The sequence below is a fragment of the Pseudomonas sp. Pseusp97 genome, assembly GCF_047304025.1.
In the GTDB taxonomy this organism is placed as follows: domain Bacteria; phylum Pseudomonadota; class Gammaproteobacteria; order Pseudomonadales; family Pseudomonadaceae; genus Pseudomonas.
Genome location: NZ_JBGLYK010000240.1, coordinates 1 through 7,989, shown reverse-complemented (window position 1 = coordinate 7,989; position 7,989 = coordinate 1). Strand labels below are relative to the sequence as shown.

Annotated in this window: 3 protein-coding genes and 1 pseudogene; all 4 read right to left on the bottom strand. The window is 68.1% G+C overall.

The window, feature by feature from the left end:
* Positions 1-18 precede the first annotated feature (18 nt).
* A pseudogene (locus ACCC94_RS25585) lies at positions 19-1,137 on the bottom strand (DUF2300 domain-containing protein); the annotation flags it as partial.
* Entirely contained in the window at positions 1,137-5,690 is a 4,554-nt protein-coding gene (locus ACCC94_RS25580) for an alpha-2-macroglobulin family protein (protein WP_413352425.1), read from the bottom strand. The pseudogene ACCC94_RS25585 and the gene ACCC94_RS25580, both read right to left, overlap by 1 nt.
* Entirely contained in the window at positions 5,687-6,331 is a 645-nt protein-coding gene (locus ACCC94_RS25575) for a DUF1175 domain-containing protein (protein ID WP_413352426.1), read from the bottom strand. Before ACCC94_RS25575 ends, ACCC94_RS25580 begins: the two co-directional genes overlap by 4 nt.
* Positions 6,316-7,989, bottom strand: a complete 1,674-nt coding sequence (locus ACCC94_RS25570; protein ID WP_413352424.1) for a DUF2138 domain-containing protein — start codon at positions 7,987-7,989, stop codon at positions 6,316-6,318. The genes ACCC94_RS25575 and ACCC94_RS25570 overlap by 16 nt, the downstream gene beginning before the upstream one ends.

Here is a 7,989-nt window from a genome sequence, read left to right as displayed (position 1 = left end):
CACTTACCTGTTGCAGAACGGCGCCACGCGCTGGCGCTGGCTGCTGTCGTCGATGCTCAGGCAGTCGCCGCGCGGGGCGCCGTTCTGCAACAGGTAAGTGCGGATGGTCACCGCCAGCGCCTTGGCCGCTTCCGGCGGCGTGGCAGAGGCTTCGCGGTCGAGCACGCGGGCGACGTATTCCTCGCGGGACAGGCGGGCAGTCAGGCGCGGCCCCTGCCCATCGCGCTCAAGGAAAAGGTCGCCGCTGCTGTTCACGTCCAGTCGAACGCCATTGGCGAACAGCACATTCTGTCGACCCGTCAGCAGTCCTTCGGCGGCGGGCTGGTTACGCGCGTCGTAGACCTCTTTCAGCGGATAGCGGCTGAACAGCCCGACCTCGACGCAACGCCCCGGATCGCTGGGCCACGGCGCCGGCAGCGCGGCACCGATGGCGTTGCCGTACCTGGCCAGCACCGTCTTGCTGGTGCCGGGGCCGCGCGCCCAGACCGGCGTACCGTCGACCAGCCAGCCGGCGAAGCCACCCTCTCGCCGCCCGCCTTCGTCCCAGCTCCAGGTCTTCACCCGCAGGCGTCCACCCAGGGCAGCAGGAGCGCGCCCGTCGTCGGCGGCAAGGCTGACATCGAGCAACACCTTTCGCGCCTGCTCCTGGGCTGGCAGGTGTTGCAGCTGATCGAGCAGCTCGGCGACCGGCACCTCAGTCTGCGGCGCCAGCTCGTCCAATTGGGCGATCCAGGCCGGCGCATGCCGCGCCTGCCAGTACTGCCGCCAGCCAGAACCGTCGATGCCCAGGCGCTGCGGCTGGAAGTACAGGCCGCAGGATTTCACCAGCGCCGCGTCGCGCTCGATGCTCTGCCCGGCCGAACAGCAATAGACCTCTTCCTTGCTCTCGCCGCGGCACTGATAGGCCGGTTCCTGCTGGCCGGTATCGCTCAGCCAGGAATAGACGAACAGTTTCCACAGGCTGCCCAGTGGCGCACGCAGGTCGGCGGGAAGCGGCTGGCGGTCGAGCACCTGTTGCGACCCCAGCCGCAGCAGTTCATCGCCCTGCGCAGTGCGCCAGGCCAGCTGCGCCGACTCCTGCGCCCCGAGGGCGCAGAGCGGCAACAGCAGGATCAGCCCGGCGAAGCGCGCGCGCATTACTGGACCTTGATCTTCGCCAGGGCCGGCTGCTGCTCCAGCGCCTGTTCCTGCGGCGCATAGAGGCGCTGGTAGCGCGCCGGCGGCAGGACGAACTCGCCCTTCTGCGAGAAGCGGACCAGATGACGGAAGCGCAGCTCGCCGCCCAGGGTGTCCACCGGCACGCCGTAGAACAGGTCGCCCGGCTCGTTGCGCGCGCGCTCCAGGCTGGTCGCCTCGACGCCGCCCAGGCCGCTGATCTGCAGGCCCCAGGTGGTGCGCTCGACGTCCGCGCCCGGCGGCAGCGGCACTTCCAGCATGCCGTAGCGCAGGGCTTGCGCCTGATCGGTGGTCAGGGTCACTTCGTCCAGATACAGCTCGTCGCTGGACAGCGGCTTGTCGCCCAGTGCCTCGGCGCTGAAGGCGAAGGCGTCTTCCCCGGGCACCAGGCGCAGCAGGCGGCGCTTGATGGTCACCGGTAGCTGGCTGGCCGGCGCTTCGGCGCTGCGGAAGGTCACGGAAGCGTTGAGCGGACGCGAAGGCGCGGCGCTCAGGTCCAGCTGCGCGGGCACCTCCTTGCCCTGCCATTGCCAGAAGGCGTCGCCGGTGGTGCTGTGGCTTTCCTTCCAGTCTGCGACCGGCCTGGGCAGCTCGGCAGCCGGCGCATCGGCCACGGCGCGCTGCATCCAGGTCAGCGCCAGCGCGCGTTCGATGGTGGATTGCTGCGGCGCCAGGCTCTGCAGCAATGCGCGGGCGCGGCTGGCGTCCACGGTGCCGCTGTAGAGCTGCACGGCGCGGGCGAACGGCTGGTCGCTGGTATTCAGCTTCAGGCGCGCGCCATCCAGTTGCTTGGCGAATCCGGAAGGCAGCGCGACTTTATTCTGCTCGGCCAGGCTGGCCGTCAGCACGCGCGCCACCGCCAGACCCAGTTCGGAGTCCGGCCGGCCCATGACCAGGCTGTCATCGCTGTCGAAGTCGTTCACCGACTTCGCCGCCTCGCCGGCGCCGGCATTCTCCAGATCGGTCAGCAGGCCGCTGACCAGGGTCTGCACCGGCAACTTCATGTCGCGGGCGAAGGCCAGGATCAGCGCGCGCTGCAGCAGCGGCGTGGCGCTGGCACGCGCCGAGTACAGTTCCAGCACGCGCTGCCAGTGGTCCGGCGGCAGCTGGATTTCCAGCGCGCGGCTGGCATGCCAGTCGGCGTAGTAGGCGTAGGCGGTGAGGAAGGCATCGTTGTCTTCGCCGCCCCACCAGGTGAAGTAGGCATCCGGGCCGGCCATCTGCACCAGGCGCAGGCGGCTGGTCTGCATGATCAGGCGCAGGCGATCGCGCACGCGCGGCTCGCCGCCCGCCAGCATCGGATAGGCAACGCTCAGCGGCAGCAGCTGGCTGGCGGTCTGCTCCACGCCACCCCAGGGGTAGTCGAGCAGCGAGTCGAGATTGCCGCGCAGCAGGGCCTGGGCGCTATCGTCCAGACGCAGGCTGACATCGCGGGCATCCGCGGGCAATTGCAGCGGGGTGTTCTGCGCGTTGACCTGCAGCGGCCTGGATTGCAGGACCTGCCAGCTGTCAGCCACCAGGCTGAAGTGCACGCGGATGCTGTCTCGCACCTGGCCGTCCTGGCGCAGCTCGACGCTCCAGTCGCCATCGTTGAGCGGCTGCTGCGGCAGGGCGATGTAGTTGACCCCGCGCTTGAGGGCCAGCGCCTGGGGCTTCTCGGCGCCATTGGCGCGGACCAGCAGTTCGGCCTTGGTGTCCTGCTCGCCCTGGTTGAAGACGAACAGGCCAAGGTCCGGCGCATCGCCAGCGCGGAAGCGTTTCGGGCCGCTCCACTTCAGGTACAGCGGCTTCTCGGAGCGGATGAACTGCTTCTTCTGGCCCACCTGCCCCTGGTCATCCATGGCGCGGGCGGTGATGCGCCAGCGGGTCAGGGAGTCGGGCATGCGGAACTTGAACTGGGCCTTGCCGTTGGCGTCGGAAACCAGCTCCGGCTCCCAGGCGGCGGTGTCGACTTCCTCGCGGCGCGGGCGCTCCAATACCTTCACGCCCCGCTCGCTGCGGTTGGCGCGGCCGGGCGCGCTGGGCGTACCGGGCAGTGCCACGTCGTAGCTGATGAACGCGAGGCTCGCGCTGGTGCGCACGTTGTTGCGGCGCGGGTGGTAGAAGAACTGGTCGATGCCCGGCGCGATTTCCGGCTGCAGCGCGTAGATCATCTCGTCCACCACGCTCACGGTGAGGTGGCTGGAGACAGGCTTGCCGGCGTAGGTGGTGTCGAGATTGACGGTGACCGTCTCGCCCGGCTCGTAGCGCTCCTTGTCGGTGCTGACGGCAATCTCCACCTGCGGCACCGCTACCTTGATGCCGGCGTTCTGGAAGCTGTAGTCGCCGCTGCGGGTGTAGAGCACGGAGAAGGTCAGGTTCGGCGAGAACTCGGCCTTCACCGGGATACGCGCGCGGTACTGGGTCGGGTTGAGCTTTTCCAGCTTCAGCCAGTCGCCGCCCTTGGACAGCAGCGCGGTGGCCTCGACCTTGTCGCGCTCCAGCGATAGCAGAGCATCGTCCACCGGTTCGGGGAAGGTGATCAGCGCCAGCGCCTCTTCGCCGGCCTTGTACTCGGCCTTGTCGAGGACGATTTCCACGGTGCCCGGCACGGCCTTCACGCCATCGCCGCTGACCGAGTGGCCGGTGCCGCCAAGCAATTGGCCGGCCTTGTCGCGCAGCTCGACGCTGTAGGTGCCGGGCTTGTCGAAGGTGATGGCGAACTTGCCGCTTTCCACTGCACCGTCACCGCTGCTGCGGTCTTCCAGGCGCAGCCAGCGATAGGCGGCCGGCTGGATCTGCGTCTGCTGTTCGGCGGCGTAGCTGAACTCGACCTTGTCGCCGGCGGCGCTGAAGCGCTGCGGCGCGCTCACGCGGTAGCGCGCGGCGCCACGCTCGATGAGAATTTCCTTGCTGGTCTTCACCCGATACGCAGCGCCATCGCTGGCGAACACGGTAAGCATGTAGCGGCTGGGTTTCTCCGCCGCCGGCAGGTCCAGCGCAGCGCGGCCCTGGTCGTCGGTGGTGATCTGTGCGCTGCTCAGCTCAACGGGGAACTGCCCGAGGTACTGCAGTTCGTTGTCCACCATGTACAACTGCTGCGCGCGCAGGCTCAACTCCAGGCGCGCGTTGGCCACCGGCTTGCCGTCCGGGTAGAGCAGGATCAGGTTGCCCTTCACCGGCTCGCCGGTCTTGAAGTCCGGCTTGGCCAGATCGAGGGAAATCTCGAAGTGCGGCTTGATGTACTCGGCGACACGGAAGGCACTGCTGTAGGTCTGGTCGCGATAGTCGAAGCGCAGCTCGTAGCCGCCGGCCACGGCGTTGGCCGGCAGCTGGAAGCGGCCGTTGGTGCCGCTCCTGGCGTCGTACTTGAGGTCCAGGGTCTGCAGCGTGGTGCCGGCGGCGTCGATCACCGACAGGCGCAGCGGCGCGCTCTGCGGCGACTGCGACTCGCGGGAGTTCTTGAACTCGCGGCCGACGATCTTCAGCGACACCCAGTCGCCCGGACGGTACAGCGGGCGGTCGGTGAAGGCGTAGAGCTTGGTGTCGTAGATTTCGCTGTCGTAATAGAAGTTCTCGGAGACGAAGACGCCGCCCTCCTCGTCCTCGCCGATCACGAAGGAACGCTCGGGGCTGACGTGCTGCAGGCGCAGCAGGCCGTCGGCGTCGCTGCTGCCGCTGCTCATCACCCCCAGGCCGTCGGTCCACAGCACCTTGGCGCCGCCCACCGGCGTGCCTTCATGCTTGCGCGCGGTCCACACCAGCAGTTCATTGCCGGCGATCTTGCTCACCGCGACGCTGTTGGAGACGAACACCACGGTGGTTGCGCGGTATTTGCCGACCAGCGCTTCGACCAGGTACAGGCCGGGCTTCAGCTTGCCCAGCGGCACGTAGACGTTGCCCGGAGCGACGTTGATGAACTCGCTGGAGGAGCCGGCCAGGGTGACTTCCTTCGGCGGCTGGATCGGCTTGGCATCCCACAGCGGATAGCGGAACTGGCTGACCATCGGCAGGCCGGGAATCGGCGCGTACTGCGGCTGCGCGTCGTAGGGCGTCGGCGCAGCGATGGCGTTGCCCATCTTCAGCTCGGGCACCACTTCGGTGACCTGCTGGCGCGACTCGTAGGAGAAGGTCCGCTGCATCACCCGACGCGACTTGCGGTACCAGTTGTCCCACAGATAGGCCAGGGTGTTGGACAGGCCCTCGCCCTTGAACTGCCCTTCGGACAGCACCCGGTGCAGGTTCTTCTGGCGCTTGAGGAAGTCCAGCGGCTGGTCGATGCGGTAGACGCGGATGTCCGCACCGCCGTAGGGCTCCATGCGGTAGCGACGGTAGTCGCGGCCCGGCGCTTCCAGGCGCACCTTGGCCACCTCGTCGGACGCGAAGCTCGAGTCGGCGAGCAGGAAGAACGACTCGCCCGCCATGGGCGAGTAGCCGCTCGCCGGAACGTCGTCGTCCGCCCGCACGATCGCCGGCGCGGCGGCGAGCAGGCCGGCGCACGCCATGGCAGCGGCAATGCCGCGCAGCGCGTTCATCGGGTCAGGAAGGACAAGCGATAGACGCCGATAAAGTTGGGATTGGATTCGTCGGGTATCCATCGGGTGTCCTTCCATGTCATGAGTTGTTGCAGGCTGACCGAGCGCATGCCGTTGTCGGTCGCCGTACGAGTGCCGGTGTGATAAGCGATGTCGCGGCCCATCCAGATCATCAGATGCTGGTCATCGCCCTGGTCGAAGAACATCAGGTCGCCGGGCCGTGCCTGGTTGAGGTCGCGGCCGACGAGCTGGCTGTTGTACTGAATGAGTTTGATCGCGTTGACGTAGGGGCCGGTCTTGCCGCCGCCCTGCTGCCAGGTCTGCGCGAGGTTGCGCTGCGCGTCGGAGAGTTCCAGCTCCGGCGGCAGGTAGCGGTTGGACATGCCGTTGGCGCGCAGCCACTTGGCGTCGTGCACCTTCAGCGCCTCGTTGGCGGCGAAGCGCACGAGGCCGGCGCAGTCCTGCTGGTACCAGCGCGGGTTCGGTCCGCGGCGCAGCTGCTCCTCGGCGATGCGCACGAACCAGGCGCGGAACACCTGGGTCTGCTGGGCATCCAGCGCAGGCTCGACCGCGTGCGCCAGCGTGGCGACGAGCAGACCTGCGAGCAGCGTGAAAGGCCTTCGGATCACAGCGCCTTCCATTCCAGCGGCAGCCACTCCCACTCACCGCCGGGCTCGCTGCCGGCCGGCAGGGTCAGGGCGTAGGAGCCGTTGCCGGCAAGGGTCTTCAGGCGCGGCAGGAGCAGCGTGTCGGCGGCGTTGCGGAATACCGGCTCGATGTCCTGGGGCAGGCTGTCGAGGGTCTCGCGCTGCAGCAGTTCGGACAGCGTCTTGGGCGCCAGGTACGCGGGCACCAGGGCGTCCTTGGGCAGCACGTCGGCCAGCGGCGGATAGCGCTTGGCCAGGGTGTTGCGGGCCTTGTCGAGCAGCTTGTCATCGATGGAGAACAGCAGGGTGTTGCCGTCGCGCAGCAGGCCGACGCGGAAGAAGCCGTTGCCGCTGACCTGGTCGGGATTCTCCGCCTCGCTGGCCGGGTACTGGCCGAAGCGCGAGCTGACCTGGCGCTGCCAGAGGCGGCCATCGCCCTCGGTGCGGCTTTCCACCTCGAAGGCACCGCCTTCCACATTGGCCTCGTAGGCGCCGATCATGCTGCCGAACAGCTTGCCCAGCTCCTCGTCCAGCTCGGGGCTGGCGGCCGCGTCGAGCTTCACCGCGAGCAACGGCGAGTGCAGGCGCGAGTCCGGGTACCAGCACAGGCCGGCTGCGCCGGACAGGTGTTCGGAGAAGGCCGCGGCCATTTTCTGCTCGGCGCCCAGCTTCACCAGCATGTTGTCGTACAGGCCCGGCGTGACCGGCAGCGCGACGCAGGCGCTGGCGCCCATGGGCATGGCCTGCCAGACGGGGGCGAAGTCCAGATCCGGCTGGCGCGCGACTTCATTGAGCGCCAGGTAGCTGTGCCAGCCGTCCTTGCCCTGCTCGAAGCGCACGCCGGCGAAAGTCGGGATGAAGCGCTGATAGCCCATGGCGAGCACACCGGCACCCAGGGTGATGCGTTGCTTCAGATCGCCGCGCGGCTCGAGGGAGAAGTCCTTGGCGAACAGCGGCTCGCCTTCCAGCGCAGTGCCCAGATCCTTGGCAACGGCGGCATCGGGCTCGCCCAGGTTGTCGTAGTCCGGATGGGGGAAGAGCATCTTCGGGTTCGACAGGACCAGCATCTGGTCGCCACGGGAAACGAACAGCAGGGTCTTTTCGGCGCCGTAGCGCAGGCTGTACACCGGTGTGGCGCTGCCCTTCACCTGGATTTCCGAGACCTTCTTCAGCTGGGTGTCGTCGGCCGCCACCTTGGCCAGCGGCTCCAGGACCTTGGCGAGGCCGCCGCGCTTGAGCACGACCATGAAGTCGCGCAGGCGGCCGTCGGCGCCGCGCCACAGGGCGACCTGGGCCGGCTGGTCGAGCAGTTCCTCTATCACACTGTCCTTCAGAGTCAGGTCGTGTTCGTAGACGATGCGCCGCAGGGTGCCGGTCAGGCCCAGTCGGTCGGCGTTGTTCTCGTAGTAGAAGACGAAGTCCTCGGTGAGCACGTCGCGCAGCAGCGGCACTTCCAGCACGGCCTTGGGCAGTTGGCTCAGGGAGGCGCTCTCGATCAGCGCGTCCGGGCGCTTGAGATCACGAGCCACTTCCGGGCTTGCCGGCGCTTCCAGGGTGCCCACCGGCGCGGAATGGAAAGCTGGAATCAAGCCGAAGGCCAGGGCCAGGCCGCCGGCGACCAGCGCGGCGGCGAGCGCGCCGATGGCGATCAG